The sequence below is a fragment of the Agrobacterium sp. NPDC089420 genome (assembly GCF_044900305.1).
In the GTDB taxonomy this organism is placed as follows: Bacteria; Pseudomonadota; Alphaproteobacteria; order Rhizobiales; family Rhizobiaceae; genus Agrobacterium.
Map to the genome: position 1 here is coordinate 1 of NZ_JBJDMY010000048.1, position 2,500 is coordinate 2,500.

The window sequence follows — 2,500 nt, forward strand, 5'->3', positions numbered from 1 at the left end:
TGGTTGCGGGGGCAGGATTTGAACCTGCGGCCTTCAGGTTATGAGCCTGACGAGCTACCGGGCTGCTCCACCCCGCGTTGAAGATTATATATAGCATAAAGGCCGCGTTAGCGGCCGATTTGTTGCGGTTTGATTTTCTGTTTTGTTGAAGAGAAGATTGACGTTGCGTTTTGCAGACCTGGCAGCGACCTACTCTCCCGCGTCTTGAGACGAAGTACCATTGGCGCTGGGGCGTTTCACGGCCGTGTTCGGAATGGGAACGGGTGCAGCCGCCCCGCGATAACCACCAGGTCGGCAAAACGCAACATGCTCCATGTTTTCACATGGAAACTGCTGTTTCGAGAAGCTGGAGAGCCAGGGCTCTATTTAATTTACACGTCTTTCTGTGACTGGTCCGTTTGCCTGCCTTGCTCGAGATCGAGCGTGGCAGCCATACAGGACGCTAGTCCGTCGCCAATCGTTTGGCGCGCCGTCCGCAGGGCCTTTGGCCCGTGAGGACAGAACAGATGATGTTCATCTTCGATGAACATGAACAATGGGAACGAAGAAGTCGATCGAGCTATTAGTAACGGTAAGCTTCACACATTGCTGTGCTTCCACACCCGTCCTATCAACGTGGTCGTCTTCCACGGCTCTGATAGGGAACACTCGTTTTCAGGTTGGTTTCCCGCTTAGATGCCTTCAGCGGTTATCCATTCCGTATATAGCTACTCTGCTATGCCCTTGGCAGGACAACAGATCCACCAGAGATACGTCCATCCCGGTCCTCTCGTACTAGGGACAGATCCTGTCAATATTCCTACACCCACGGCAGATAGGGACCGAACTGTCTCACGACGTTCTGAACCCAACTCACGTACCGCTTTAAATGGCGAACAGCCATACCCTTGGGACCTGCTCCAGCCCCAGGATGCGATGAGTCGACATCGAGGTGCCAAACAACCCCGTCGATATGGACTCTTGGGGGTCATCAGCCTGTTATCCCCGGCGTACCTTTTATCCGTTGAGCGATGGCCCTTCCACACGGGACCACCGGATCACTATGACCGACTTTCGTCTCTGCTCGACTTGTCAGTCTCGCAGTCAGGCTAGCTTATGCCATTGCACTCGACGACCGATTTCCGACCGGTCTGAGCTAACCATCGCGCGCCTCCGTTACTCTTTCGGAGGCGACCGCCCCAGTCAAACTACCCACCATACACTGTCCCGGATCCGGATAACGGACCGCGGTTAGACATCCACGAAGATAAGGGTGGTATTTCAAGGATGGCTCCACAAAGACTGGCGTCCCTGCTTCAAAGCCTACCACCTATCCTACACATGCCTTGGCGAATGCCAGTGTAAAGCTATAGTAAAGGTGCACGGGGTCTTTCCGTCTGACCGCAGGAACCCCGCATCTTCACGGGGAATTCAATTTCACTGAGTCTATGTTGGAGACAGCGGGGAAGTCGTTACGCCATTCGTGCAGGTCGGAACTTACCCGACAAGGAATTTCGCTACCTTAGGACCGTTATAGTTACGGCCGCCGTTTACTGGGGCTTCAGTTCAGAGCTTGCACCCCTCCCTTTAACCTTCCAGCACCGGGCAGGCGTCAGACCCTATACGTCGTATTGCTACTTCGCAGAGCCCTGTGTTTTTGATAAACAGTCGCTACCCCCTGGTCTGTGCCACCCCATCATACTTGCGTACAAAAGGGTCACGCTTCTTCCGAAGTTACGCGTGCAATTTGCCGAGTTCCTTCAACATAGTTCTCTCAAGCGCCTTGGTATACTCTACCTGACCACCTGTGTCGGTTTCGGGTACGGTCTATACGGTGGAGCTATTTCCTGGAACCTCTTCGCCGCCCAACCAATCCAATAAGGTTGAACAACACACGAGATCCGTCACTACCACCAGGCCCACGAATATTAACGTGGTTCCCATCGACTACGCGTGTCCGCCTCGTCTTAGGGGCCGGCTAACCCTGCTCAGATTAACTTTAAGCAGGAACCCTTGGTCTTTCGGCGAGGGAGTCTCTCACTCCCTTTATCGTTACTCATGTCAACATTCGCACTTCCGATATCTCCAGCAGCCCTCACGGGTCCGCCTTCACAGACTTACGGAACGCTCCGCTACCACATGCCTTACGGCATATCCTCAGCTTCGGTGCATGGCTTTAGCCCCGTTACATTTTCGGCGCAAAGACCCTTATTTAGACCAGTGAGCTGTTACGCTTTCTTTAAATGATGGCTGCTTCTAAGCCAACATCCTGGTTGTTTTGGGATCCTCACATCCTTTCCCACTTAGCCATGACTTGGGGACCTTAGCTGGAGGTCAGGGTTGTTGCCCTTTTCACGACGGACGTTAGCACCCGCCGTGTGTCTGCCGACTAGTACTCCTCGGTATTCGGAGTTTGGTTAGGATCAGTAAGACGGTGAGTCCCCATAGCCCATCCAGTGCTCTACCCCCGAGGGTATTCGGTCGACGCTCTACCTAAATAGATTTCGCGGAGAACCAGCTA

The 2,500-nt window shown here is 53.6% G+C and carries 1 tRNA gene and 2 rRNA genes (1 of these 3 cut by a window edge); all 3 read right to left on the reverse strand.

Annotated elements, in window-relative coordinates:
* Window positions 1–77 (reverse strand) — tRNA-Met (locus ACI2KA_RS26630).
* Between the two features lie 99 nt (window positions 78–176).
* Window positions 177–291, reverse strand: a 5S ribosomal RNA gene (gene rrf / locus ACI2KA_RS26635).
* A gap of 250 nt (window positions 292–541) precedes the next feature.
* Window positions 542–2,500 (reverse strand): 23S ribosomal RNA (locus ACI2KA_RS26640) (it continues 979 nt past the right edge of the window).